Consider the following 26,437-nt stretch of genomic DNA (forward strand, 5'->3'; position numbering starts at 1 on the left):
TTATATTCTTTCTAGATTCTAGCTCCGTTACTATCTACTTGATAGCCATCCACAGTGGTATTCACTGCTAAAGCCCCTGAAGCATTAACGTAGTAATACTTTCCTCCTACTTGGAACCACTGGCTAGACTTCATAGCCCCTGAACTCTCCAAATAATACCATGTTCCATTTTCCTTGAGCCATCCTGTCTGCATCTCTCCTGATGTCTTTAGATAGTACCAATGCGAACTATCTTTTACCCAACCTGTTGACATGACCCCATTGTCTTTAAAGTGATACCAACTGCCATTTATTTTCTTCCAACCAGTTACGAGTTTCCCGTTCTCACGGTAATTCCAAATACCATTTTGCTTCTTCCAACCATTCTCCACCGATTCTGTTTCCATATACTGGACGTATCTCCTCATTCCACTATAGGATAGGTAGCTGAGCCACTTATAACCGTCCTTTTCTACGATTTGATCGTAGCTAACATTTTCACCAGGATAGTAGTAGTCGATAACTTGCGCTGTACTTGACGGCTGGTTTCGAATGGCAGACTTTTGAGTAAACGTATGAGTCCCACTAGATGCCAGCCCTGACCTAATAGGATTTCCAGTTCTACCACCATTCCCTACCAAGTCCTTAAAATGGATAAAGCCTGTCATAGAGCTAGCTTTTACGCTGCGACGATTGTATTTCTCCCTAACTCCATAGTTATACTCTTCGATCTCAATCGTATCCCCTGATACATTTGATACCCAGGCCACATGCCCGTAGTAACCTTCTGTCGACCATGCAATAGCTCCAACTTCTGGCTTAGTATCCACACGGTAGCCTTCTCGCCTTGCGCGGTGCCCCCATTCATTTGCATTTCCATAAGCAGGCGGGATCTCAAAGCCATTCACACTACTCAAACGAAAGGCTGCAAAAGAGGTACACTGGCGAGAATACATCCGCCACTGGTCGATTTCCACACTACCATTTTTATAGTGAAGCGGATAGTCATCGCCACGCGCTACACTGTCAGCCTGAACCGATTCTCCACCAAACAAAAAGGTACTCGTAACCAACAATGTAGCCAATCCTACACCCAACTGCGTATATCTACTCTTCTTAACTCCTGATTTTAAAAACGTCATTCATTCTCCTTAATAATATAAATTTCCGAGGTTGCCCTCCTTTATACTATTCGGGAAAAAAAGAAAAAAGTGAGCAAAGCCCACTTCATTTTAGGATTCTTGGTCTAGATAGCGAATCAAATTTTTCTCTGTCAAGATATCTGAGTAGGTGAAGGATTCAACATAGACATTGGCCTGTTTGTCCCCCTCAACATCCCCAAATTCAACGATAAATAGGGACGGATAAACCTCAATTAGCTTACCCAATCTATTTTTTTGGCGCTTACGGCCATTCTCTAAAGTCATTTCAACGACTTGTCCCTCATGCGCCTTGATTTCTTCTTTGATTTTTTTCATCTTGGCTACATCTGTAAATGCATCTGACATCTTATGCCTCCCTCTTTGAGATACTTGAAAATTTATTGTATTCTTTTTGGAAAATCAATTCCACCGTTCCACGAGCTCCGCTACGGTTTTTCTCGATGATAACCTCTACCTTGTTATTTGGAATTCCTTCCTCTTCTTCACCCGCACGATCATAGTAGTCGTCACGGTATAAAAAGGCTACGATATCCGCATCCTGCTCGATAGAACCCGATTCACGAATATCAGACAAAACTGGTCTCTTATCCTGACGCTGTTCCACTCCACGAGATAACTGACTGAGAGCAATGACTGGAACTTTCAATTCCTTGGCTAGAATTTTCAACTGACGAGAAATTTCAGAGACTTCTTGTTGGCGGTTCTCACGACCAGTCCCTGTAATAAGCTGTAGGTAGTCGATCAAAATCAAGCCTAGATTACCTGTTTCTTGAGCTAGTTTGCGTGAGCGCGAACGAATTTCCGTGATTCGAATCCCTGGCGTATCATCGATATAGATACTCGCGTTGGCTAGGTTCCCTTGAGCAATGGTATATTTTTGCCATTCCTCATCAGTCAATTGACCCGTACGGATAGAATGGGACTCCACCAAGCCTTCGGCCGCCAACATACGATCTACTAGACTTTCCGCACCCATTTCCAGTGAAAAGATAGCTACAGTCTTGTCCAACTTAGTCCCGATGTTCTGAGCAATGTTCAAGGCAAAGGCTGTCTTACCAACCGCTGGTCGCGCCGCTAGGATAATCAGCTCTTCCTCATGGAGACCTGTCGTCATATGATCCAAATCACGGTAGCCCGTTGCAATACCAGTGATATCCGTTGTTTGTTGTGACCGAACTTCTAGGTTCCCAAAGTTGATATTTAGAATATCACGGATGTTCTTGAAACCACTACGATTGGCATTTTCGCTAACATCAATGAGTCCCTTTTCAGCTTGAGCAATGATTTCATCTACAGGCTTAGAAGCCTCATAGGCTTGGTTGACAGAGTCTGTCAACTTGGAAATCAAGCGACGTAGCATAGCCTTTTCGGCTACGATTTTAGCATAATACTCCGCATTAGCTGAAGTTGGTACAGAGTTGACAATTTCAACAAGATAGGACAAGCCACCAATATTTTGGAGATCCCCTTGGCTATCCAAAATCGTTCGAACTGTCGTCGCATCAATCGCCTCTCCACGATCCGACAAATCTACCATCGCTTGGAAAATCAACCGATGAGCATACTTAAAGAAGTCTCGAGAATCAATGTATTCTCGGACAAAAACGAGCTTGCTCTCATCTATAAAAATAGCCCCCAGAACAGATTGTTCGGCCAAAATATCCTGAGGTTGAACTCGCAGTTCCTCTACTTCTGCCATCCGACTTTCCTTCCTTTTATAATCTTGTCAAGAAGTTGTAAACTTAACCTTCTTTTACACGAAGATTGATGACGCTTGTTACATCTTGGTAGATTTTTACTGGTACATCAATCAAACCTACTGCTCGAATTGGTGCTTTTACTTGAATGTGACGCTTGTCAATATTGATACCAAACTGCTTTTGCAATTCTTCTGCAATTTTCTTGTTGGTGATGGATCCAAAGGTACGGCCATCTGGTCCAACTTTTTCAACAAACTCTACGACAGTCTCTTCTGCTTCAAGCTTGGCTTTGATGGCTCTTGCCTCTGCTAACATCTCTGCATGAGCCTTTTCTTCTGATTTTTGTTTTCCACGCAATTCACCGATTGCCTGAGCAGTCGCTTCCTTAGCCAAATTCTTTTTAATCAGGAAGTTTTGGGCGTAGCCAGTTGGCACTTCCTTGATTTCGCCTTTTTTCCCTTTTCCTTTGACATCTGCTAAAAAGATTACTTTCATTCTTCTTTCTCCTTTTCTTTTAATTCATCTAAAATAAGTTGAGTCAATTTTTCTCCAACTTCTGATAGACTCATATCCTTAATCTGCGCAGCAGCTAGGTTAAAGTGACCACCACCGCCCAACTCTTCCATAATGCGTTGGACATTGATTTTACTGCGACTTCGAGCTGAGATTGAGATAAATCCTTGTGTATTTTTTGCTAGAACGAAACTAGCCTCAATACCAGACATAGCCAACATAGCATCGGCAGCCTTACTGATGACAACCGTATCATAAGTAGTTGAGTCCTCAGCTTGGGCAATTAAGACATCTGAACCCAATTTACGTCCTTGTAAAATGAGTTCATTTACCTCACGATATTCTTCAAAATCTGTCGCAGCAATCTCCTGGATAGCAATACTGTCACTTCCCCGTGTTCTGAGGTAGCTAGCTACATCAAAGGTTCTACTCGTTACTCGTGACGTAAAGTTTTTGGTATCCAGCATCATACCAGCCATCAGTACACTAGCCTGCATACGACTCAAACGATTTTTCTTAGAATTTTGGAACTGAATCAACTCTGTGACCAACTCACTCGCACTACTTGCTCCACTTTCGATATAGGTGATGACTGCATTCTCAGGGAAATCCTGATCACGTCTATGATGGTCAATAACAATAGTTTGAGTGAACAAATCATAAAAATCTTTTGACAAAGTCAAAGCCGTCTTGGAATGATCCACTAAAATCAACAAAGAGCGCTTGGTGACCAATCTCATCGCATCAGCCAGAGGCAAGAGCTTAGTGACACCCTCTTTTTCCAAAAAGTTGACCGCACGCTCGATATCTGGTGACATTTGATCTGCATCGTAGACCGCATAGCTATTTTCAGTAATATTGCTCGCAAACAGCTGCATACCGACCGCAGACCCCAAGGCATCCATATCCAGATTCTTGTGCCCGACTACAAAGACTTGGTCTACACTTCTAATTTTATCTGAAATAGCTGTCATCATGGCTCTGGTACGTGTTCTTGTTCTCTTAACAGAGGCTGCGGAACCACCACCAAAGTAGACTGGGTTCTTGGTTTCATCATTTTCCTTGACAACCACCTGGTCCCCACCACGAACCTCAGCTAGGTTTAAGTTCCTTAGAGCGACTTTCCCTATCTCATCATGATTTCCATCACCATAAGAAAAGCCCATGCTCAAGGTCAATGGCAACTGTCTCTGTTTTGCCTCCTCACGAAAGGCATCAATCACAGAGAATTTATCATTCATCAAACCCTCAAGAACTGTGTAATCAGTAAATAAATAAAAGCGGTCCATACCCACACGCCGAGAAAACATAGCATACTTACTAGCAAATTCTGAAACAAAATTTGCCACAAAACTATTGATATGACTAATATCGGAGTCGGAGGTTGCATCTTCTAGATCATCGTAGTTGTCTACCGAGATAACCCCAATCACTGGTCGACTGGTTACCAATTCGACAGTTGCTTCGTACTCCCCAGAAACATCAAAGAAATACAAAACACCCGAAGCCTTGTCCATATGAACAGCATAGCGTGTTTCGCCTAAAGTAGCATACGAACCAGGATTCCCAACAGAAGCTTTGATAATGGTTTGAATCAAGTCAACATCAATTTCGCCTTCTTCAGTCGTCAAAATCAACTCAGCATAAGGATTAAACCATTCGACTTCGCCACTGGATAAATCTAACTTCAGAACACCAACTGGCATTTGATCGAGCAGCGTGTTCAAGCTATCTTCCGCTTGATGGTTTACGTATTGGATTTGTTCAATTTCGCTCTTTTCATACCGTTTTTTTTGCCAGATGAATAAAAGCAGATAAAGAAGTACAAATAAAAACAAGGCACTGATTGTTACAACATTATTTTGTGAAAAAATAATCAGCATTGTTAAGGTTCCGAAAGTTGCAATCCCTAGTAGAACCGCAGAAATCGGGGTTAAATTATTTTTTTTCATTCTAAACCTCTTGCGCATTATTATATCACAAAAAGCCTTAAAAAGCGACCTTTAAAAAGAGGTAAGCCTTTCTTTCATGATTGATCTCTTCTAATTCTCAGACACAAAAGTAGGAGGGATTCATCACCCTCCTACCCACGTGTTCAGATTACTATCATCTAACGTTCCACGATAAGAGCTGTTCCCATTCCCCCTCCGATACAGAGAGTTGCTAACCCAGTTTTAGCATCACGTTTCATCATCTCATGTACCAGAGTCACTAAGATACGACAGCCTGAAGCTCCAATTGGGTGACCGAGAGCAATCGCGCCACCATTGACATTGACAATATCTGTGTTGAAGCCTAGAGTTTTACCGACTGCACAAGTCTGGGCAGCAAAAGCTTCATTTGACTCGATCAAGTCGAGATCATCAACTGTCAAATTACCTTTTTCAAGAGCCTTGCGAGTTGCATAAATCGGCCCACATCCCATCATCTTAGGATCCAAACCTGCACTTGCATACGAACGAATGCGGACAATCACTGGCAATCCTAATTCTTCAGCTTTTTCAGCACTCATGATTAGGACTGCTGACGCCCCATCATTGATGCCTGAGGCATTTCCCGCTGTAACAGAACCGTCTTTTTTGAAAACAGGACCTAGCTTAGACAAGCTCTCCAAGCTGGCATCTTTTCTAGGAAATTCATCTGTATCAAAGACAATAGGATCACCTTTGCGTTGAGGAATGACCACTGGAACAATCTCTTTCTTAAAGCGTCCAGATTCTATAGCCGCCACTGCTCGTTTTTGTGATTCCAAAGCAAGAGCATCTTGTTCATCCCGGCTAATACCATATTCTTCAGCCACATTCTCAGCTGTAATCCCCATATGGTATTCGTTAAAAGCATCAGACAAACCGTCCTTAATCATGGTATCTACAACTTTCGAATCGCCCATACGGCCGCCCCAACGGAAGTTTGGCAAAACATATGGAGCCTGACTCATGTTTTCTGCACCACCAGCTACGACAATATCTGCATCGCCACACTGAATCGCTTGAGCAGCTAACTGAACTGCCTTCAAACCAGAACCACAAACCTTATTAATAGTAAAGGCTGGTGTAAATTCAGGAAGTCCCGCATGAATACTCATTTGGCGAGCCACATTTTGGCCTAAACCTGCGCCTAGGACATTCCCCATAATCACTTCGTCTACTTGCTCTGGTTTAATATTCGCTTTTTCCAAAGCACTCTTAATTACCAAAGATCCCAAATCAACAGCTGAAACATTCTTCAAGCTTCCTCCAAAGGAGCCTATAGGAGTCCGCACTGCCGAAACAATCACCACGTCTTTCATAACTACCTCCATTTATGCCTCTTATAATGATGCAATACAAAAGTGGTTTACAATTGTGTAAACCACTTTTACATAGTTGTCAAGATTTTATGATTCCTTAACTTCTAGCAAACCAACTTCACCATCCTCACGGCGATACAAAACATTTGTTGTTTGATCTTCTACGTCTACATAGATAAAGAAATCATGTCCCAACAAGTCCATTTGAAGAAGAGCTTCTTCCAAATCCATTGGTTTTAAATCAATTTGTTTTGAACGAACCACTTTTGGCTGCACAACATTTGCATCTTCAACTAAAGCATCTGTAAAGAGTTGGCTTGTTGCAACCTTATTTTTATTCTTGCGTTCGATTTTTGTTTTATTTTTTCGAATCTGGCGTTCAATTTTATCTGTTACAAGATCGATAGAACCATACATATCTTGAGAAATATCTTCTGCACGAAGAGTAATTGACCCAAGTGGAATTGTTACTTCAACTTTTGCTGTTTTTTCACGGTAAACTTTCAAGTTGACACGTGCATCCAACTCTTGTTCAGGTTGAAAATATTTTTCGATCTTTTCGAGTTTAGAAACTACATAATTGCGAATTGCTTCTGTTACTTCTAGGTTTTCACCACGGATACTATATTTAATCATATAAGTACCTTCTTTCTAAACATTTTTATTTTTCTAACTATATTATAACGCTTTCATTTTCATTTTGCAAATTTTTTCCTTATCTTACAAGAGAAAAAGTTTTGACTTCCAAAACACCTGCCTCTTCAAAAAGTCGCTTCACACGATTGATAGTCGCCCCTGTCGTATAGATGTCATCAATAACCAAAATCTTCTTAGGAAGAGGGGCCTCTGTTTTAATATAAAAAGGAATTTCAGTAGCTAATCGTTCTGAGCGATTCTTAGAAGAACTAGCCTTCTCTTCTCTTTTCCCTAGTAAATCTTGAAAGGAAAATCCTGCTGCCTCAACCAAACCTTCAACCTGATTAAATCCTCTCTCAAGCAATCTTTCAGGACTTAGGGGAATTACCACAAATTCATAGTCTCTATACTTTTTCAACTCATCTGCAAGTACAGGAGTAAAAACCTTTCTAAGCAGAAAATCCCCATCAAACTTATATCGACTAAAGAAGTCTTTCATAGCTTGATTATAGGTGAAGATTGCTTTATGATCAACTTGAATCCCATCTTCACACCAAAGTTTACAATCTTGACACGTTGTTGACAACCCTCTTTTCATGCAGTTTGGACAATGGTCTTCACCAATCTTCTCAAAAGTAGAATCACAAGCTGAGCAAAGATAGTTGTGCTCATTCTTAAACAGTAAGAGGTGACTAAATGTCAAGTCACTCTTTGTTGACTGGCCACATAATAAACAATTCATAATCCCGCCTCCTTGTTCATCTGCTTGATTTCCTTGATTGCCTTTTTGATGGAAGTATTTAATCCATCATGAAAGAAGAGCAACTTACCAGTTGGTCTGTCCATACTACGCCCAACTCGCCCACCAATCTGAATCAAGCTAGACTTGGTAAAGAGACGATGATTAGCTTCTACTACGAAAACATCCACACAAGGGAAGGTAACTCCACGCTCTAAAATTGTCGTACTGATCAGTATCGTCAACTCTCCATCTCGAAAAGCTTGCACCTGCTCTAATCGATTTTCTGTGACAGAGGAAACAAAGCCGATATTTTCATTTGGAAACTGTTCCTGCAATATTTCTTTTAGTTTCTCGCCTTTTTTAATTTCTGATGCAAAGATTAACAAGGGATAACCTGTTCTTCTCTGCTTCTCAATGGAGCTCTTTAACTTAGGTGACAACTGACTCTTATCTAAATAACGATTAAAATCCGATAACCAGACTGGTTTAGGAATAATCAAAGGATTTCCATGAAACCGTCTCGGCAAGCTTAATCGTTTTAATTCTCCTGTGCGAACCTTCCTATCTAACTCATCTGTAGAAGTTGCTGTAAGGAATATCCTTAATCCATCCTCCTTTACACTATTCTTTACAGCATAGTAAAGCATAGAGTTGTCAACATAAGGAAAGGCATCTACCTCATCCACTATCAACAAATCAAAAGCATGATAAAATTTTAATAACTGATGAGTTGTTGCAACTACTAAGGGAGTTCGAAAATAGGGCTCTGATTCGCCATGGAGTAGCGCTATATCGCAAGCAAAGTCATTCTGCAGTCGCTTATACAGTTCCAAACATACATCAATTCGAGGACTGGCCAAACAAACTGCACCACCATCATCAATCACTTTAGCTACAACTTGATAGATCATCTCTGTCTTTCCAGCACCTGTCACAGCATGAACCAAGGTTGGCTCTTGCTTGTCTACCGCTTGAAGAAGTCCCTCTGACACTTTTTCCTGAAAAGGTGTTAACTGACCACGCCATTTGAGAACATCTTGCTTAGGAAAATCTTCCTGCGTAAAATAGTATAAAGCTTGATCACTCCTGACTCGCTTCATCAATAAACACTCCCTACAATAGTAAGCACCAATGGGCAAATACCATTCTTCTAGAATGCTACTATTACACCGTTGACAGAAAAGTTTTCCCTTCTCTTTTCTCATTGCTGGTAGTTTCACGGCCATTTGACGTTCTTCTTTAGTTAATTCTCTCTCAGTAAACAAGCGACCGAGGTAATTTGGATCTACTTTCATACTTCTTTATTCGTAAATATCTAGCTCTTTTTGTATTTTTTTAGTACAATAAAATCATGGAATTTAGAACAATTAAAGAGGATGGGCAGGTCCACGAAGAAATCAAAAAATCTCGCTTTATCTGTCATGCAAAGCGTGTCTATAGTGAAGAAGAGGCTCGTAATTTCATCACGGCCATCAAAAAAGAACACTACAAAGCTACCCATAACTGCTCGGCTTTTATTGTAGGGGAACGCAGTGAGATTAAGCGCACGAGTGATGATGGTGAGCCTAGTGGTACTGCTGGAGTCCCTATGCTCGGTGTCTTAGAAAATCACAATCTTACCAATGTCTGCGTAGTGGTTACTCGCTACTTCGGGGGAATTAAGCTAGGTGCTGGTGGTTTAATTCGTGCTTATGCAGGTAGTGTGGCCTTGGCTGTCAAAGAGATTGGCATTATTGAAATCAAAGAGCAAGCTGGTATAGACATTCAAATGTCTTACGCTCAATACCAAGAGTACAGTAACTTCCTTAAAGAACATGATCTCATGGAGCTGGATACAAACTTTACAGATCAAGTCGATACGATAATTTATGTTGACAAGGAAGAGAAAGAAAATATCAAGGCTGCTCTTGTGGAGTTTTTTAATGGAAAGGTTGCTTTAACAGATCAAGGTTTACGAGAAGTTGAAGTTCCTGTAAACTTATTGTAAACAAAAATATAGATAGCACCTACTAAATTTATTCGCAGATTTACAGCTCAGACCTTTGATATAAAAAAATCCTATCGCTTTGATAGGATTTCTATATTTTACAAATAGCCTTGAGCGCGTTATACTAGTATCATCTTATACAAAGAGGTATATCTATGGCTATTTATAACAATATCACTGAACTAATCGGACAAACACCGATTATTAAACTTAACAGCATTGTTCCAGAGGGTGCTGCAGATGTTTATGTAAAACTTGAAGCTTTTAACCCTGGATCGTCAGTAAAAGACCGTATTGCCCTTAGCATGATTGAAAAAGCGGAACAAGATGGTATTCTAAAACCAGGTGCTACCATTGTTGAGGCAACGAGTGGAAATACTGGTATCGGACTTTCTTGGGTAGGTGCTGCTAAGGGATATAAAGTTGTTATCGTCATGCCCGAAACGATGAGTGTGGAACGACGTAAGATTATCCAAGCCTATGGTGCTGAACTCGTCCTTACTCCTGGTAGCGAAGGAATGAAAGGCGCAATTGCCAAGGCTCAGGAGATCGCAGCTGAACGTGACGGCTTCCTTCCACTCCAATTTAACAATCCAGCTAATCCTGAAGTACACGAAAGAACAACAGGAGCTGAAATACTGGCTGCTTTCGGTTCTGATGGACTAGATGCTTTTGTGGGTGGTGTTGGTACTGGTGGAACGATTTCAGGTGTTTCTCACGCTCTTAAAGCAGCAAATTCAGACATTCAAGTTTATGCAGTTGAGGCAGACGAGTCAGCTATCTTGTCTGGTGAAAAACCAGGACCTCACAAAATTCAAGGTATCTCAGCTGGATTTATTCCTGATACACTTGATACAAAAGCCTATGATGGTATCGTCCGTGTAACATCAGATGATGCACTCACACTTGGCCGTGAAATTGGTGGAAAAGAAGGCTTCCTTGTTGGGATTTCTTCAGCTGCAGCGATTTACGGGGCAATTGAGGTTGCCAAGAAATTAGGTACAGGTAAGAAAGTCCTTGCTTTAGCACCAGATAACGGCGAACGTTATTTGTCTACAGCACTCTATGAATTTGAAGTGTAGTCTCCTAAATGCACTTAGCCCTTATTATAGGGCTTTTTCTTTGTTCAATTTAAAGAAAAATCTAAGTTCCCTACAGCAAAATCATAACCACCCGTCTAACGGGTGGTTTGCACCAGGGCTATAAGCCCAAATTACCAGCCAGCGCCTAAAGACGCTGGCTTTCACGTTGTTCAAGCCTCATTGCTCTTGACTCTTCACAAACCTCTCAAAGAGGTGTTCGCATTACTTACCACTATCCCTAAAGGGATCCTCATATTCTTTTACACTTAATTTATCTAGTGCTATATCATGCTTTTCCTGCTCTTGAATATATTTCTTAATTGTGGCTTCATTAAGTCCCACTGTACTCACATAATAACCTTCTGCCCAGAAATGTCGATTTCCAAACTTGTACTTGAGGTTGGCGTGTTTGTCAAACATCATGAGTGCACTTTTACCTTTTAAATATCCCATGAAACTTGAAACACTTATCCTCGGTGAAATACTTACTAACATATGTACATGATCAGGCATCAAGTGACCTTCGATAATTTCAACACCTTTATAGCTGCACAAACGATGAAATATTTCGCCTAAACTACTTCGATATTGATTATAGATCACTTTTCGTCTATACTTAGGGGTGAACACAATGTGATATTTACACATCCACTTTGTGTGTGATAAACTATGTGCCTTTTGTGCCATATTTTTCTCCTTTCGCTTTACAATTGGCTTGAACACCTTTATTGTATCGCGTTTGGAGTTTTTTTGGTATAACCTTCGATGCGCACCCGCATAGCGGGTGGTTTATTTGTCTCGCACCTAACGGAGCGAGACGGACTAATAGTCACATAAGAAAAAGGAAGCAAATTGCTTCCTCTTTTATCATTAGTTATTCAAGGCTGCTGCCATTGTAGCTGCAACTTCTGCTTCGAAGTCATTTGCAGCTTTCTCAATACCTTCACCAACTTCAAAGCGAGCGAACTCAACTACTGAAGCATTTACTGATTCAAGGTAAGCTTCAACTGTCTTGCTATCGTCCATGATGTAGACTTGGGCAAGAAGTGTGTATGCTTGGTCAACTTTGGTGTTGTCAAGCATGAAGCGGTCCATTTTACCTGGAATGATTTTGTCCCAGATTTTTTCTGGTTTGCCTTCTGCAGCCAACTCAGCTTTGATGTCTTCTTCAGCTTGAGCAATCACTTCATCAGTCAATTGAGCTTTTGATCCATATTTCAAGTGTGGAAGAGCTGGTTTACCAACCATTGCACGGCTATCATTATCTTGGTCAATCACGTGGTTCAATTGTGCCAACTCATCTTTAACGAATTGCTCATCCAATTCTTTGTAAGAAAGAACTGTTGGTTTCATCGCAGCAATGTGCATTGAGATTTGTTTAGCAAGTGCTTCGTCTCCACCTTCAATAACAGAGATGACACCGATACGGCCACCATTGTGTTGGTATGCTCCAAAGTGTTGTGCATCTGTTTTTTCAAGCAAAGCAAAACGACGGAATGAGATTTTTTCACCGATTGTAGCTGTTGCAGATACATAGGCTGCTTCAAGAGTTTCACCTGAAGGCATTGTCAAAGCAAGTGCTTCTTCGTTATTAGCTGGTTTACCTTCAGCAATTACTTTAGCTGTTGCATTTACCAAGTCAACGAATTGAGCATTTTTCGCAACGAAGTCAGTTTCAGCATTTACTTCAACTACTGCTGCAACGTTACCGTTAACAAATACACCAGTCAAACCTTCTGCAGCAACGCGGTCAGCTTTCTTAGCTGCTTTCGCCATACCTTTTTCACGAAGCAATTCAATCGCTTTTTCGATATCGCCGTCTGTTTCTACAAGCGCTTTTTTAGCGTCCATAACACCGGCACCAGATTTTTCACGCAACTCTTTTACAAGTTTAGCTGTAATTTCTGCCATTTTGATTCTCCTATATTTTTTAAAAATAGGAGAGCCGGGCTACGCCCCGCCCTCCTAGGTAATTACTATTTATATGAATTAAGCGTTATCGCCTTCTACAACTTCAACGATTTCTTCGATTGAGTCTGCTTGAGCTTCTGAAGCTGCAAATTCTGCTTCAACTGCTGCTGCATCTTCTCCTTGGCGTCCTTCGATGATAGCATCAGCCAATTTAGCTGTGATCAATTTAACAGCGCGGATAGCGTCATCGTTAGCTGGGATGATTACATCGATATCGTCTGGATCAGTGTTTGTGTCAACCATCGCTACAACTGGGATTCCCAATTTTTTAGCTTCTTTAACAGCGATTTGCTCTTTATGTGGGTCAACTACATACATTACATCTGGGATACGAGGCATGTCTTCGATACCACCCAAGAATTTTTCAAGACGTGCACGTTGCTTGTTAAGAAGTGCAACTTCTTTCTTAGGAAGAACGTCGAAGATTCCTTCTTCTTCCATACGTTTGATTTCTTTCAAACGAGCAATACGTTTTTGGATAGTTCCCCAGTTAGTAAGAGTTCCACCCAACCAACGGTGGTTGATGTAGTATTGACCTGAACGTTCTGCTTCTTCTTTAACAGCGTCAGCAGCTTGTTTTTTAGTACCAACAAACAATACAACTGCATCGTTAGCTGCCGCATCACGCATAAAGTCGTATGCTTGGTCAGCGTACTTTACAGTTTGTTGCAAGTCGATAACGTGGATTCCGTTACGCTCAGTGAAGATGTACTTAGCCATCTTAGGGTTCCAGCGACGAGTTTGGTGACCAAAGTGTACACCAGCCTCAAGAAGTTGTTTCATTGAAATTACTGCCATGAGTATTTCTCCTTTTTGTTTTTTCCTCTTCTCGATTTCAACTTGCAAAACGACCCAAGGGCAACAGTTTCACAATTCATCAAGAATGAGTATTATCGTTTACACGACAGGTTTTATTTTATCATATTTCAACAGTATTTTCAAGCTATTTAGTAGAATTTTAGTAGGACTTTCGGATAAAAACATTAAAAGAGACTCGATTGAGTCTCTTCGTTTTATACATTAGTTTGGATAGATATATGTTACGTAACCTTCAGAAGTTGTAGTTGGGTTGAACCATCCACGTTTGTTTCCGATTGTACGATCTCCACCGTAGTTTGATTCTGATACTTGAATACGAGTTGATGATGAAACTGCTGTAACAACCGCTACGTGTCCATAACCACCATCATTCCAACATGCAATCGCACCAACTTGTGGAGTTGAACCTGTACGGAATCCTGCTGCAGCTGCACTTGTTGCCCACTGAGCTCCGTTGCCCCAGTAATCTCCAGCCCAAGGTGCCAATGTTTTAGCTCCCCAAGTACACTCACCAGTTGGATAACTTGAAGCATTTGAGCTGTAAGTTGGACGTTGTCTAGCAGGCGCTGGCGCAGGTGCCGGAGTGTAGCTTGAATCCTCCTCGTCAGTTGTTGATGTTGCTTGTACTTGAGCTGAGAAACTTGTGTTTCCAGAAGCAACAACTGATTGCTGTTGGCTTGTTTGACGTGCTCTGTAAGCTGCTTCTGCTTCTGCAGCAGCACGTGCTTCTGCCTCTGCTGCCGCTTTCTGCTCTAGCAAACTAGCTTTCTCACCTTCTGCAGTAGCTTTCTCAGCAGCAAGATTCAACTCTGCAACCTTCAACTCAGCTTGCTTAGTTGTCAATGCCTGCGCATCATCAGCCAGTTTTTGTTGGTTCGCAATAACTGTATTAATTGCTTCATTATTGGCTACTTGTTTATCAGAAATTGCTTTTTTATCAGCCTTTTGTTGCTCCAACATTTTGTTGTTAGCCGATACAATCTCGCTCATTGCAGCAACACGCGAAATGGCTTCTGTGATTGATTTTGAGTTTACAATTGTATTAATGTAGCTAGTCGCAGCTCCATTTGTCTGTGCGCTACGTGCTTGTTTTTCTAAAGAAGCATTACGAGCCACGATATTTTTAGAAAGCTCTGTAATTTCTCCTTCAAGTTTTTTAGATTCAGCTTGTAATTTTTCGTTTTCGGCTTGCAAGCTTGCTTGCTCTGCTTGAATTGTTGAAACTTGACCTTGGATTTGATCCACTTGCTTTTGAGCTTCTTGTTGTTGCGCTGTTAAACTGCTAATTTTATTATCTTGAGCAGCAATTTTTTCATCAGTTGTTTCTGCACGAACAGTTGTCAATACTGCTGTTTGTGAGACCAATACTGTACTTAACAAAAGTGACGCTAAGATTTTTTTCTTCATATTCTGTCGATACTCCTTCTATTTGAGACATTACTAGTATACCAAAAAAAGACATAATAAATATTACGCCTTTGTTACATTTATATTTCTTTCTTATAGATAAATTTTTTCAAAAATAAATTGAAAAATGACAATCCATAAGAAGTTCAGAATCATTGATGGGACAAGGCTATAGACGATGAATATCGGCATGGAATCTACAGTCAGTCCCACGGCAAGAGCCAAAAGATAGCTCCCCATATCAAACAGAAAACTGATCACAATAATGGTCAACATCCTTGTCCAACGATTTGTCAAAATCACGCTATTGAACTTGTGGAGCGAAGCACCTATCAAGATAAACAAAAGCGTGGCAATTCCAATCAAGTGGAAAAAATAGATATCGTAAACCAAACCCACTATAAAACAATAGGCTAGGTAGAGATATTCTGACACTTCGATTGTTTCAAATAAGAGAAATAAAAATAGAAAATGACTGGCTAAATGAAAGTGGGGGAAAAAGGATCCCACCAATTGTCCAATATGTGCATCAATTAGCACAACAAAAGGGAGTAAAAAGAAAATACCAATTTGTTTTAACAATCTCATTGCTAATTCCCCACTAACTCTACCACATGAAGATCTTTGATATCAGCACTTAACTTTACAGTTACCTCTCGTGTTAGATAGTCACTGCTGTGCGTTGTACCAACAATCTCTCCAACAGGAATATCTTTGACATTAAAGTTTCCTAGCCCACCTGTAGTCACCTTGTCTCCAGCACTGATGTCACTATTACTATTTAATTGGCTAATTTTAAGCAGTTCAGATTCCTTGTCATAACCAACGATGATTCCGTATATTTCAGTAGAACCATGCAGGATTTTAACAGAAATCTTATCCGTGTTTTCAGCGTTGGTTAAAAGATTGACAGTTGTTGAATGATCTTCCACCTTTGAAACACTACCAACCAAGCCACCGTTTGCAATGACCAACATATTTTCAGAAGCTCCTTTTGAACTTCCTACATCAATTGTTAACTCTTGTTTCCAAGATACTGGAGCCCGCATAATCACATCTGCTGCAATGGTTTTTGTTGCCTGCAATTTTGACTTCATATCCAGCAACTGACGTAGTTGTTCATTTTCATTTTTTAAACTTTCTGATTGATTAGACTCCACCTCTAGTTGATAGAGCTGTTTTTTTAGACTTTCGTTTTCATTGTAAGTCCGCGTCAAATGTCCCAAATCCGATTTGAAAGCATCAAACCACTGAAATGGTTTTTGAACAATTCTATCTACTAAGGAAATCCCATCTCCTAGTTTCGTCACAATAGCGCTTGAATAGGTTGTCACTAATAGTACAGAAACTGCCAGAACTGTGACAAAAACGATGATTAGATATTTTGATTTTTTAAAACGGTTCATATTCCTACCTTTATACTAAAAACCTGCTACTGTGAGCTTCTTATCAATCCTACAAACCTGCTAAGATTTTAAGAAAAATAAGAAACATCCCAGTACCAAAATCACAAGAATTGCCAGTGTATCATTTTGACTCCATCTTAATTGTCTATACTGACTTCTACCTTTTCCTCCCTGATAACCACGAGCTTCCATGGCTATTGCTAATGAATCTGCACGCTTTAAGCTCGTCGCAAAAAGAGGAATTAAAATTGGAATCATAGCCTTTACTTTTTGAACGATGCTACCTTCGCCAAAGTCAACTCCACGAGCTTTCTGAGCATTCATAATTCTCGTCGTGTCATCCATCAAGGTTGGAACAAAACGCAAACTCATTGATAACATGAGACCAATTTCATGAACGGGAACTTTCACGCGTTTCAGCGGTGCTAAAAGAGCTTCAACTGCAGCTGCCAGACTCAAAGGCATGGTCGTTAAGGTTAGCAAGGTTGAAAAGAAAATAATCAACACAAAACGACAGAAAATGATTCCTGCTTGTTGCAAAGCATAATCCGTTATTCTTATAAAAGAAAACTCAAATAGGACATTTCCACTTGAAATGAAAAAGAGCTGAAAAAGAGTCGTAAAAGCAATCAAGAAGAACATGGATTTTAATCCCTGAACGAAAAATGAGAGGGAAACGCCTGACAAAGCGATAAATATACCTGTCGCTATAAACAAAATGAGATTGGTGAGGGGATTATTAGCCCAAAATACAATCAAAATCAACAGGATCATGGCAAGCAATTTACTACGTGGATCCAAGCGATGAATAATGGAATCCCCCGGTATATAACGCCCTAGAATCATACTATCCATTTAGTGACTCCTTAAACTCCTCTATCTTGATTGGCAATTTTTTAAAAGCTACACCTCTATCTGCCAAACGTTTACAAAAGGCTGTTATTTTAGGCACACCTAACTGCACCTTTTCCATAGAGGCTACATCTTGGAAAACTTCGCTCGGTTTACCACTTTTGACCAAACGCCCCTTTTCCATAACATAGACCTGATCAGCATATGCAGCTACGTCATCCATCAAATGTGTTACCAGGACGATTGTCATTCCAGCAAGGTGAAGTTTTTTAAACAGGGTCATCAGTTCTTTTCTGCCCAGAGGATCTAGTCCAGCTGTAGGCTCATCCAAAACCAAGACAGTTGGCTCCATGGCTAGCATACCTGCTATAGCCACACGTCTCATCTGACCACCCGAAAGTTCAAAAGGACTGCGCTCAAAGAGTGACTCATCGATGCCTACCAAGGCTAACTTTTCACGCGCAATTTTCTTGGCCTCTTCCTCAGAAACTCCAAAATTTTGCGGTCCAAATGCAACATCTTTCAAAACAGTCTCTTCGAAAATCTGATTTTCAGCAAATTGAAACACTAGACCAACTTGCTTTCGAATCTGACGAATTTCTTTATTGGTTGATGTAGGGGTAATGACGGTATCGAAAACTCGAACAGAACCCTTACTTGGTACCAATAGGCCATTTAAAAGCTGTAAAATCGTTGATTTCCCACTGCCTGTGTGCCCTACTAAAGCTGTATAGGAACCATCCTCAATCGTCAAAGAAACATCAGTCAAGGCTGATGAAGATAGGGGAGTTCCCTCTTGATAGGTAAAGCTCACATTTTCTAGAGTAATTCCCATAACTTGTCCTCTAGCTCTCCTTCTGTCAAATAGCCATCCGGCAACTGATAACCAGTCTCTCTCAAAGATTCTCTCAATTGATTAGTAAAAGGCTCATCCAACCCTATCTGGTCAAGATCATCCCGAGAAAAAAGTTCTCTTGGGCTGCTGGTTGACTCCACTTGGCCTTTTTTCATGACCAAGACACGGTCACTCATCGCAACTTCTTCTAAGTCATGTGTAATGGAGACGACTGTCATCTGGTTGTCTTTTCGAATCTCTTGAACTGTCTGAATCAGTTCTCGTCGTCCCTCGGGGTCCAACATACTTGTAGCCTCATCTAGAATTAAAATAGCTGGCCTCAGGGCAACAACTCCTGCAATGGCCACACGTTGTTTTTGGCCACCAGATAAACGAGCTGGTTCTCTCTTCTTAAAGTCCAGCATCCCTACCAACTCCAAAGAATCAGCCACTCTCTTCTTCATTTCTTCACGAGGAAGTCCCTGATTTTCTAAACCAAAGGCGACATCATCTTCAACAGTTGCCCCCACAAATTGGTTATCTGGATTTTGAAAAACCATACCAATTTGACGGCGTAAGTCCCAAACGTTCTCAGAGGACAGCAATTGCCCATCTATCCAGATTTCCCCAGACTCTGCTTCAAGCAAGCCATCAATCAAACGGATAGTTGTCGATTTCCCACTCCCATTATGACCTACAATCGAAAGCCATTCTCCCCGTTTCAAGTGAAACGAGACATTATTAACGTCATAATGTTCCTGGTCTTCTTTGTGACGAAAAGACAGATTTTTTACTTCAATAATCGATTTCATTTCGAACCAAATGTCCCTTTGAATACATGAGCGCTACCCTTGAAATAATCATAACCAGAGTAGATAGTGAAAAACAAAGCGATATAAAGCAACAGCTGACCAATTAAATTCCAATGTAAGAGCAAAAAGATAATGGCAAACATCTGACTAAAGGTCTTGATTTTCCCTGGCATCGCTGCTGCTAGAACTGTCCCTCCCGTCTCAACAAGCAACAAACGCAAGCCTGTCACCGAAAGTTCACGACAGATGATAATAGCAACAACCCAAGCTGGAGCCATGCCTAACTCAATCAACATGATAAAAGCTGACATAACCAACAGCTTATCAGCCATCGGATCTGCAAATTTTCCAAAGTTGCTGACTACATTCCATTTACGAGCAAGGTAACCATCAAGATAATCCGTTATACTAGCAACTGCAAAGATGATCGCTGCCAGCAAATGACTTCCTTGTGAATGGCCCAAAGTCAAAATAAGAATAAAGAGAGGTATGAAGAGAATTCTACCAATAGTTAATACATTAGGAATTTGTTCTTTTTTCATTGATTTTTCCTTAATCTGTAGTAAATGTAAGTGTTACAGTTCCAGTCTGAGTTGTCAGCTTCGAAGTATCAATCGTTTGATTGTCCACAGTTACAGTAACTCCCTTCACTACACCTAAAGTAATGGTAACGGGATTCTTAGTTGAAACTGTTGTTTTTGCATTCTTATTGTCTTCGGATAGTGTCACACCACCCTCCAGCTCACTTCCTGAAACACTTACCCAACTAGTTGCATCTGATACTGCCAATTGAACAGTAGCGGTTTCCTTACTCGTTTTATACCGAGCTTCAATGCGGTTTCCTTCACCTGACACTGTAATAGTTGATTCCGTAGTAGAAGACGAGCTAGACGTCTGACTACTAGAAGATGAACTAGATGAGGTTGTGGAACTAGTTGAGCTCACAACACTATAATTAGCTGAAGAAGGACTTGGTTGAGTCTGGATATAATTCCAAACATAATAAGTCACAAAAATTAAAATCGACAAGGCAAATAAAATGAAATAAATCAAGGGCAGATAAGAAGTCTTTTTCTTATTTGATCGTCTACGACCGGATAAATCTTCTTCATCAACATCTACCTCTTCATAGGTAATCATGCTTCCTGAATCATAGGCATCCAAAATAATTCGTTCATCCAATTCAACTGCCCAAGCATATTTTCTCAAAAAAGAACGAGCGTAGAAGGTACTAGGGAGTTGATCAAAATCATCTGCCTCCATAGCTTCTAATAAATTCATCTGAATATCAGTTTTTGTCTGCAATTCTTCCAAACTCAATCCTTGGTTTATTCTAGCTAAACGCAGCACCTCACCAATTGTTTTTTTTCTCATACGTACCATTCCTTCTTTCTAGTATTAGTCATCTTTTAGGTTGGAAAGATTGTAAAATCAACTAGATCACCATCATCTATCAAACGATGACCTGCTTCAAGAACATCGTCTAAAGTAATTTCTTGTAAAATTTTTGGTAAATCCAAAATAGTTTCTCCTCTGTCGACTGGTTCATACTGTGTCGCAATAAACTCCAAGGAGTTCATACTACTGAAAAATTCCCCAAACATCTCACTCTTAACAAGATCCAGATGTTCCTCTGTAAGATCTGAATCTTTCGTAAAGTTGCGAATAGCCTTTCGAAATTGATGCGACAACGAAACAGGTTCTTTCGTTTCCATCGTCAATATCACAAAATGAAAGCGACTGTTGACTTCAACCTCAAGTGACAATGACGCATCTAACTTCCCATTCTCATATAACTTTTGAAATCGCTCAGAAGTCCAACCAAACATCATCGTAAACAATAATTTTAGCAAAATATTATAACGGTAGCAATCTTCTGCTGCCACCTCACCTGCTCCCCTAATTCCAACAGCAAGTTTTGGTGAAGAGACTTCCATCCGAAGGTTATCTCTTTCTTTGACAGCTTGTAAAGTAAGCTTCTCCTTCCTTACTACCATTTCTTCCAAGTTTCTAAGTTTCTTTTGCGAAAAATAGTTCTTAACTGTATCTACATCAAAATTCCCAACTAAAAACAAAGACATATTTACAGGTTTGTAAAAGGCTGTAAAGTTATTTTTTAAGTCATTTAGCTGGATATTGTTAATTGACTTTTCACTTCCAACAATATCTGCTGCCAGAGGAGTATTGGGATAAAGATTTGCTAATGTTGCAAAAAACAGGCGCGAATCTGGATCATCTTGGTACATCTCACGTTCTTGTTGAATGATTTCCCGCTCTCGCTCAACTGACTCTTCTGTAAAGTGAGCAACTGTTACCAATTCTTCAAGCAAATCCAAGTTTTCTGATAAATGATCTATTGTTGAAAACAAATAACTCGTCTTTGTAAAACTTGTAAAAGCATTGCTATCAGCTCCCAAGCGTGTAAAAGACTCCATAATATCTTCAGCATTTTCTCTCTCAAACAGTTTGTGTTCAAGAAAATGTGCAATTCCAGTTGGATAACACTGTAAACCTTTTTCAGATAATGTAAAGTTTGTATCTACTGATCCAAATTGAACTGTTACAACTCCGTAAACTTCATTAAATTGTTTCTTAGGAAGGAGAGATACTGTCAATCCATTTGATAGACGAGTCTGATAAACCGTCTCCTTTACAGCAGGATAGTATTTTTCTTCAAAGGTAACTGGTGTCATTCTATTCCTTCCATAAAGTATATCGCTTGTAACCGAACACTATTTGCTGCTTTACAGATAGCTTCTTTGTCAATTTGATTTAATTTTTCAATCCAACTGTCAAAATCTGATGTAGATTTCCCTAACAGACTATTCAAATAAACTCGCTCGATTAGTGAGCTCTGACTATCTTGCGCAAGCAATAAGGTTCTGCGAATCATCTCCTTAGTCTGTTCAACCTCCAAATCTGTAAAATTACCTTTCTTTAGTTCAAGTAATTGATGATTCATCAGTTTTCTGGCTTGATTGCGCTTTTCCCGATCAATGCCAGCATACATCCTCAATTGACCACTAAATAAATCCAATTGACTGGAGATAGTGTAGGCTAGACCAGCATTTTCCCGAACATTTGTAAAAAGCCTAGAGTGAGCAAAACCACCTAACAGACCATTCATTACTACCATGGCCAAATGATGCTTGTCTCCATAGCTCGTAGAACAATGGTAAGCCAATTCCAAAACAGATTGGCCCACATTCTTACGAACCATTCCTTCCCGAAGGACATTTGAATATGGTTGTTGGTACTGAGGCTTGACATCGATTTGACGCCCAGTAAAGGAGAATGACCTCAACCACTCCTTCACTTCTACTTCATTAAAATCACCCAAGAAAAAGAAATCAATTCGATCATTTTTCAGAGCATCTTGAAAGCAAGTGTAGCTACTTTCCGGAGACTCATTTGAAATACTATTTCGTAAATCACTGTATCTCAATTGAAGACGCTCATCATGGAAGAACAAGCTATCCAACTCCTTATGAGCAAAATAAAATGAATCATCCATATCAGTAGCTAAACTAGCCAATAACTGTTTTCTTTCAATTTCAAATAAGGCTGGCTCAAAAGCACCATCTTGAGCTAAGGGAGCAAATAAAGTCTGTTTCACCAATTCCAAAATTCGAGAAGTCAAGACATTCTTTTTACTTAAAAAATCATCCCTCACATAAGTAAATGTTAAGTCAAGAATATGTGCCTGTCCCCTACGATAAGCACTTGTGGAAATATCTGTTCCATATAAACTTGCCAAGTATCTGCGAAATGCTTGTGATGTGGGATAAGCTTGATTTGCCGTCTCCAACATATTTGCACTTAACATGCGTCCTGCTATTGTCTCAAGAGATAAGGGAGCAGTAAAACGAATAGTGATTTTATTTGTTTTAAACTTTTTGGATTGAATAAAATGTGCTGAAATTCCAGGCACCAACTCCATACCTTACCTCCTTACATATAGAGTTCTATTATACCACGAAAATCAAAATTTTTCTTGTTCTCTTTATAGCTTTCAAAAGTAAAATCGTTTTCATTTCGACTGACTTTCCTTCAGCTATTTCAGGGAAAATATGGTATAATACCAAAGATTGAGGTGAATTATGGAATACAAATTATTTGAAGAATTTATTACGCTCCAAGCCCTCCTAAAAGAGATTGGAATTATACAAAGCGGTGGTGCTATCAAATCCTTTCTAATAGAGCATCAAGTTTACTTTAATGGTGAATTAGAAAATAGACGTGGAAAAAAAATTCGTGTTGGAGATACGATTGACATTCCTGATTTAAAGATTGACATCACCTTGACACAACCAAGTTTAAAAGAGCAAGAAGAATACCAAGCAGATAAGATTGAAAAAGAACGAATTGCTAAACTTGTCAAAGAGATGAATAAAGGTGTCAAGAAAGAAAAACAAAAAACTACTTCATCACCTAAATTCAAACAAGCTCCACGTTTTCCAGGAAGATAACTATGTGGCTTCAACATTTAACAATTAAAACCTTTCGAAATTACAAAGAGGCAAAAATTGATTTTAATCCAAAATTGAACGTCTTTTTAGGCCAAAATGCACAAGGAAAAACTAATATTCTAGAAGCAATCTATTTCTTAGCCTTGACACGTAGTCATCGTACTCGGACAGATAAAAATCTCATTCATTTTGATGAAGAGCAACTTCATCTTTCTGGCTTGCTACAGAAAAAAACAAGCTCTATCCCTCTAGAAATTGATTTAACACCAAAAGGGCGGGTGACTAAAGTCAATCACTTAAAACAAGCTCGCCTATCAGACTATATCGGACATATGAATGTTGTCCTCTTTGCACCTGAAGATCTCCAGCTAATTAAAGGAGCACCTTCCATTCGCCGAAAGTTTATAGATATAGAATTGGGACAAATTAAACCAATCTACTTGTCAGACCTGTCAAACTATAACCATATACTCAAGCAAAGAAATACGTATCTAAAATCTAACCATAAGATTGACGAAACATTTCTGTCGGTCTTAGATGAACAGTTAGTAGAGTATGGTTGTCGCGTCATAAAACATCGGATAAAATTCATTAAAGACTTAGAGAAATTTGGTCAAATAAAACACTTAGAAATCTCAAATAAATTAGAAGAGTTGTCAATATCTTATCAATCATCTGTCAACTTCACTGATGAAAAACAGCTAACAAGTTCTTTTAAAATTGCTTTAGAGAAAAGTAGATCAAGAGATTTATATAAAAAGAATACTGGTGTCGGCCCTCATCGAGATGACATTACTTTCTATATCAATGGTATAGATGCTAGTTTTGGAAGTCAAGGTCAACATCGTAGTCTTGTACTCTCTATAAAATTAGCAGAAATAGAGTTAATGGAAAGTATTACTAAAGAATCTCCAATATTACTACTTGACGATGTTATGAGTGAACTTGACAACACTAGACAACTAAAATTATTAGAAACGATTTCACAATCTATCCAAACCTTTATCACAACAACAAGTTTAGACCACTTGCAAAATTTGCCAGAAAATCTTAGTATCTTCAATATCCAAAATAGTAAAGTATCTGCAAACCCACATTGACAACTTTGTAAACAAAAAGAACTCCTAAAATTCAGGAGTTCTTTTCTTCTTACATAGAGTAGTTTGGCGCCTCATTAGTGATTTGTACATCATGAGGATGGCTTTCTTTCAAACCTGCACCCGACATTTCAATAAATTGAGCGTTGTCATGCAATTCTTTAAGGTTAGCTGCACCACAGTAACCCATACCAGAGCGAATACCACCAATCATTTGGAAGACAATATCAGCTGCTGCACCTTTATAGGCAACACGACCTTCAATTCCTTCTGGAACGAGTTTGTTTGCTTCATTGACAGAACCTTGGAAGTAACGGTCACTTGAACCTTTCTTCATTGCAGCGATTGATCCCATACCACGGTAGGTCTTAAACTTACGTCCTTGGAAGATTTCCGTCTCACCTGGCGCTTCGTCTGTTCCAGCAAACATAGAACCAAGCATAACTGCATTTCCACCTGCAGCAAGGGCTTTCACAATATCTCCAGAGTACTTGATTCCACCATCTGCAATGATTGTTTTTCCATATTCACGTGCGACTGCAGCTGCATCGTAGATTGCTGTTACTTGTGGGACACCAACCCCTGCAATGACACGAGTTGTACAGATAGAACCTGGTCCGATTCCAACTTTTACTACGTCAACACCAGCATCAAAGAGGGCACGCGCTCCTTCTGCAGTTGCAATATTACCTGCAATCAAAGTGCGGTCTGGAAAGTGAGCACGAATTTCAGCAATTTTACGTAGAACCCCAGCAGAGTGACCATGAGCAGTATCAATAACAATTGCATCAGCACCTGCTTCAAAAAGGGCTTCGGCACGTTCAAATGTATCTGAAGTGACACCTACCGCACCAGCAACTAGAAGACGACCAAACTCATCTTTAGCCGCATTTGGAAATTCAATCACTTTTTCAATATCTTTAATAGTAATCAAGCCAGAAAGACGACCTTCTTCGTCTACCAAAGGAAGTTTTTCAATACGGTGTTCTTGAAGAATGCTTTCAGCTGTTGCAAGATCTGTACCAACAGGAGCAGTGACAAGATTTTCACTGGTCATGTGGTTTGAGATTGGCTGATTGTAGTCTGAAATAAAGCGAAGATCTCGGTTTGTTAGAATACCAACCAATTTTCGATTTTCAAGTGTCTCCACAACTGGAACACCACTGATACGGTAACGTCCCATCAGCTCGTCTGCTTCAGCAATAGTATGTTCTGGAGTCAAGAAGAATGGATCGATAATAACACCATTTTCAGAACGTTTTACCTTGCGAACTTCATCTGCCTGTTGCGCAATAGACATATTTTTATGGATTACTCCAAGACCACCCGCACGAGCAATGGCAATAGCCATTTGACTTTCTGTGACTGTATCCATCGCGGCTGTTATAATTGGGATATTTAAAGTCAGATTATCTGCCAATTTTGTTGTTAAATCCGCATCATTAGGCAAAACATGACTTTCTGCTGGAATGAGCAATACATCATCAAAGGTAAAACCTTTTTTCAAAAATTTAGTATCCCAATTAGACATTGAAGTTTCCTCTTTTCTTTCTTTTTGAGCTTGACTCTTTTTGTATTGTATCTATCATACCATTCTATGAAAATTTGTCAATTATATTTATAACAGAAAACATAAAAAACTATCCCTGTGATTCTATGGAAGAGATAGTTTTACGAT

The 26,437-nt window shown here is 39.7% G+C and carries 27 protein-coding genes; 4 read left to right on the forward strand and 23 right to left on the reverse strand.

All coding sequences use genetic code 11. From position 1 onward, the window contains the following. Window positions 1–11: 11 nt before the first annotated feature. The 9 genes from ACVBD2_RS10385 to ACVBD2_RS10425 form a co-directional block, all read right to left on the reverse strand. The gene (locus tag ACVBD2_RS10385; RefSeq protein ID WP_461685761.1) at window positions 12–1,121 is read right to left on the reverse strand and encodes an SH3 domain-containing protein; all 1,110 of its coding nucleotides are present in this window, start codon (window positions 1,119–1,121) and stop codon (window positions 12–14) included. Between the two features lie 90 nt (window positions 1,122–1,211). Continuing rightward, window positions 1,212–1,487 (reverse strand): Veg family protein, encoded by a 276-nt coding sequence (locus ACVBD2_RS10390; RefSeq protein ID WP_001278166.1) that lies wholly within the window; start codon window positions 1,485–1,487, stop codon window positions 1,212–1,214. A 1-nt stretch (window position 1,488) separates the two neighbouring features. Next, window positions 1,489–2,841 carry a replicative DNA helicase gene (dnaB, locus tag ACVBD2_RS10395; protein ID WP_125449755.1) on the reverse strand — a complete coding sequence of 451 codons (1,353 nt, stop codon included), beginning with the start codon at window positions 2,839–2,841 and terminating at the stop codon, window positions 1,489–1,491. A 43-nt stretch (window positions 2,842–2,884) separates the two neighbouring features. Next, entirely contained in the window at window positions 2,885–3,337 is a 453-nt protein-coding gene (gene rplI / locus ACVBD2_RS10400; RefSeq protein ID WP_000864206.1) for a 50S ribosomal protein L9, read from the reverse strand. Further along, window positions 3,334–5,307 carry a GGDEF domain-containing protein gene (locus ACVBD2_RS10405; protein ID WP_461685762.1) on the reverse strand — a complete coding sequence of 658 codons (1,974 nt, stop codon included), beginning with the start codon at window positions 5,305–5,307 and terminating at the stop codon, window positions 3,334–3,336. Before ACVBD2_RS10405 ends, rplI begins: the two co-directional genes overlap by 4 nt. Window positions 5,308–5,465: 158 nt before the next feature. Then, the gene (locus tag ACVBD2_RS10410; RefSeq protein ID WP_009013824.1) at window positions 5,466–6,644 is read right to left on the reverse strand and encodes an acetyl-CoA C-acetyltransferase; all 1,179 of its coding nucleotides are present in this window, start codon (window positions 6,642–6,644) and stop codon (window positions 5,466–5,468) included. 87 nt (window positions 6,645–6,731) lie between these two features. Then, window positions 6,732–7,280, reverse strand: coding sequence for a ribosome hibernation-promoting factor, HPF/YfiA family (hpf, locus tag ACVBD2_RS10415; RefSeq protein WP_000599119.1), 549 nt, complete (start codon window positions 7,278–7,280; stop codon window positions 6,732–6,734). A 79-nt stretch (window positions 7,281–7,359) separates the two neighbouring features. After that, window positions 7,360–8,022 carry a ComF family protein gene (locus ACVBD2_RS10420; protein WP_000995711.1) on the reverse strand — a complete coding sequence of 221 codons (663 nt, stop codon included), beginning with the start codon at window positions 8,020–8,022 and terminating at the stop codon, window positions 7,360–7,362. After that, a complete protein-coding gene (locus ACVBD2_RS10425) occupies window positions 8,019–9,317 on the reverse strand; it encodes an ATP-dependent helicase ComFA (RefSeq protein WP_000861783.1) in 1,299 nt (432 codons plus the stop codon). Before ACVBD2_RS10425 ends, ACVBD2_RS10420 begins: the two co-directional genes overlap by 4 nt. Before the next feature lie 56 nt (window positions 9,318–9,373). On the opposite strand from ACVBD2_RS10425, the gene ACVBD2_RS10430 reads away from it, so the two are divergent. Both ACVBD2_RS10430 and cysK read left to right on the forward strand, forming a co-directional pair. Next, complete coding sequence (locus tag ACVBD2_RS10430; protein WP_000395731.1) at window positions 9,374–10,009, forward strand: YigZ family protein; 636 nt, start codon at window positions 9,374–9,376, stop codon at window positions 10,007–10,009. Between the two features lie 155 nt (window positions 10,010–10,164). Continuing rightward, window positions 10,165–11,091 (forward strand): cysteine synthase A, encoded by a 927-nt coding sequence (gene cysK / locus ACVBD2_RS10435; protein WP_461685763.1) that lies wholly within the window; start codon window positions 10,165–10,167, stop codon window positions 11,089–11,091. 222 nt (window positions 11,092–11,313) lie between these two features. On the opposite strand, the gene tnpA is transcribed toward cysK, so the two are convergent. The 13 genes from tnpA to yfmF all read right to left on the reverse strand — a co-directional run bounded on the left by tnpA (window position 11,314) and on the right by yfmF (window position 23,133). Then, window positions 11,314–11,778 carry an IS200/IS605 family transposase gene (tnpA, locus tag ACVBD2_RS10440; RefSeq protein ID WP_461685764.1) on the reverse strand — a complete coding sequence of 155 codons (465 nt, stop codon included), beginning with the start codon at window positions 11,776–11,778 and terminating at the stop codon, window positions 11,314–11,316. Window positions 11,779–11,961: 183 nt separating this feature from the next. Beyond that, window positions 11,962–13,002, reverse strand: coding sequence for a translation elongation factor Ts (gene tsf, locus ACVBD2_RS10445; RefSeq protein WP_084948207.1), 1,041 nt, complete (start codon window positions 13,000–13,002; stop codon window positions 11,962–11,964). Between the two features lie 78 nt (window positions 13,003–13,080). Then, window positions 13,081–13,860 (reverse strand): 30S ribosomal protein S2, encoded by a 780-nt coding sequence (rpsB, locus tag ACVBD2_RS10450; protein ID WP_000268475.1) that lies wholly within the window; start codon window positions 13,858–13,860, stop codon window positions 13,081–13,083. A 222-nt stretch (window positions 13,861–14,082) separates the two neighbouring features. Continuing rightward, a complete protein-coding gene (gene pcsB, locus ACVBD2_RS10455) occupies window positions 14,083–15,288 on the reverse strand; it encodes a peptidoglycan hydrolase PcsB (protein ID WP_084948205.1) in 1,206 nt (401 codons plus the stop codon). Between the two features lie 93 nt (window positions 15,289–15,381). Continuing rightward, window positions 15,382–15,876 (reverse strand): rod shape-determining protein MreD, encoded by a 495-nt coding sequence (gene mreD / locus ACVBD2_RS10460; protein ID WP_132972919.1) that lies wholly within the window; start codon window positions 15,874–15,876, stop codon window positions 15,382–15,384. A 2-nt stretch (window positions 15,877–15,878) separates the two neighbouring features. Next, window positions 15,879–16,694 carry a rod shape-determining protein MreC gene (mreC, locus tag ACVBD2_RS10465; protein WP_461685765.1) on the reverse strand — a complete coding sequence of 272 codons (816 nt, stop codon included), beginning with the start codon at window positions 16,692–16,694 and terminating at the stop codon, window positions 15,879–15,881. A 60-nt stretch (window positions 16,695–16,754) separates the two neighbouring features. Continuing rightward, a complete protein-coding gene (locus ACVBD2_RS10470; RefSeq protein WP_461685766.1) occupies window positions 16,755–17,549 on the reverse strand; it encodes an energy-coupling factor transporter transmembrane component T family protein in 795 nt (264 codons plus the stop codon). Further along, entirely contained in the window at window positions 17,542–18,381 is an 840-nt protein-coding gene (locus tag ACVBD2_RS10475) for an energy-coupling factor transporter ATPase (RefSeq protein ID WP_000513210.1), read from the reverse strand. The genes ACVBD2_RS10470 and ACVBD2_RS10475 overlap by 8 nt, the downstream gene beginning before the upstream one ends. Further along, window positions 18,366–19,193: an energy-coupling factor ABC transporter ATP-binding protein gene (locus tag ACVBD2_RS10480; RefSeq protein ID WP_461685767.1), complete on the reverse strand. Its 828-nt coding sequence runs from the start codon at window positions 19,191–19,193 to the stop codon at window positions 18,366–18,368. Before ACVBD2_RS10480 ends, ACVBD2_RS10475 begins: the two co-directional genes overlap by 16 nt. Beyond that, a complete protein-coding gene (gene pgsA, locus ACVBD2_RS10485; protein WP_461685768.1) occupies window positions 19,190–19,735 on the reverse strand; it encodes a CDP-diacylglycerol--glycerol-3-phosphate 3-phosphatidyltransferase in 546 nt (181 codons plus the stop codon). The genes ACVBD2_RS10480 and pgsA overlap by 4 nt, the downstream gene beginning before the upstream one ends. Window positions 19,736–19,745: 10 nt before the next feature. Beyond that, window positions 19,746–20,567: a cytoskeleton protein RodZ gene (gene rodZ / locus ACVBD2_RS10490; RefSeq protein ID WP_461685769.1), complete on the reverse strand. Its 822-nt coding sequence runs from the start codon at window positions 20,565–20,567 to the stop codon at window positions 19,746–19,748. A 35-nt stretch (window positions 20,568–20,602) separates the two neighbouring features. Beyond that, window positions 20,603–21,886 carry an EF-P 5-aminopentanol modification-associated protein YfmH gene (yfmH, locus tag ACVBD2_RS10495; protein WP_125449733.1) on the reverse strand — a complete coding sequence of 428 codons (1,284 nt, stop codon included), beginning with the start codon at window positions 21,884–21,886 and terminating at the stop codon, window positions 20,603–20,605. Continuing rightward, window positions 21,883–23,133 carry an EF-P 5-aminopentanol modification-associated protein YfmF gene (yfmF, locus tag ACVBD2_RS10500; RefSeq protein WP_461685770.1) on the reverse strand — a complete coding sequence of 417 codons (1,251 nt, stop codon included), beginning with the start codon at window positions 23,131–23,133 and terminating at the stop codon, window positions 21,883–21,885. The genes yfmH and yfmF overlap by 4 nt, the downstream gene beginning before the upstream one ends. A 160-nt stretch (window positions 23,134–23,293) precedes the next feature. Here yfmF and yaaA point away from each other — a divergent pair, with 160 nt between their 5' ends. Next, on the forward strand, window positions 23,294–23,662 hold the full coding sequence (gene yaaA, locus ACVBD2_RS10505; RefSeq protein WP_125449731.1) for a S4 domain-containing protein YaaA: 369 nt from the start codon (window positions 23,294–23,296) through the stop codon (window positions 23,660–23,662). 2 nt (window positions 23,663–23,664) lie between these two features. After that, window positions 23,665–24,762, forward strand: coding sequence for a DNA replication/repair protein RecF (gene recF / locus ACVBD2_RS10510; protein ID WP_461685771.1), 1,098 nt, complete (start codon window positions 23,665–23,667; stop codon window positions 24,760–24,762). A gap of 49 nt (window positions 24,763–24,811) precedes the next feature. Here recF and guaB read toward each other — a convergent pair whose 3' ends face one another. Continuing rightward, on the reverse strand, window positions 24,812–26,290 hold the full coding sequence (guaB, locus tag ACVBD2_RS10515) for an IMP dehydrogenase (RefSeq protein ID WP_461685772.1): 1,479 nt from the start codon (window positions 26,288–26,290) through the stop codon (window positions 24,812–24,814). Window positions 26,291–26,437 lie beyond the last annotated feature (147 nt).

The sequence above is a fragment of the Streptococcus sp. KHUD_018 genome (assembly GCF_054861215.1).